Below are 545 nucleotides of genomic sequence, written 5' to 3' on the forward strand. Positions count from 1 at the left end.
AGCGGCAGGGCATCAGAACCCCGTTTTTTCTTATCAGACACATTAACCTCCATGAGTAAAATAAAAAAACGGCAACATTTCTGCTGCCGTTCTCACATTGGTAATATAGGTCTGAGATTTTTTTGAATGTCATTTCAGGTCTGTATTGCTGTCTCCACTCACTTTATTTTCAGCGTAAAGTCCTCACTCACCACCACAGGTTTTTCGGTAATGGTCATTAATCAGCGTTTCCAGCATATCGCTGATGCGAACCCCGCTGCGTTCAGCCATAAAGTCCAGTCGTGTTTTGGTGTCGTTCTTCAGGTAGGTATTCAGTGCTTTTTTATCGGTACGGGACTGGCGTAATTTTTGCTGGTTCCAGGCTTTATTCAGGTTCAGAAGGAATAAACGCTTTGTGTCCGGTGCGTCACCCCATAAATCCAGCGCGGCACGTAGTGCCAAATTGCGCTCGGAATGACTCAGTGGCGTGAACCAGGTCGTTAATCCGGGCGTGGATAAACTCATATAGAGTCCGCCGATATTACCGGCTTTCTCCTGCTGAACTT

At 46.2% G+C, this 545-nt stretch carries 1 pseudogene; it reads right to left on the minus strand.

What is annotated here, in order from left to right:
• Positions 1–183: 183 nt before the first annotated feature.
• Positions 184–545: pseudogene (locus ADK28_RS28595) on the minus strand (hypothetical protein); the annotation flags it as partial.

It is taken from the genome of Serratia sp. 506_PEND (assembly GCF_001076875.1).
GTDB lineage: Bacteria > Pseudomonadota > Gammaproteobacteria > Enterobacterales > Enterobacteriaceae > Serratia > Serratia marcescens.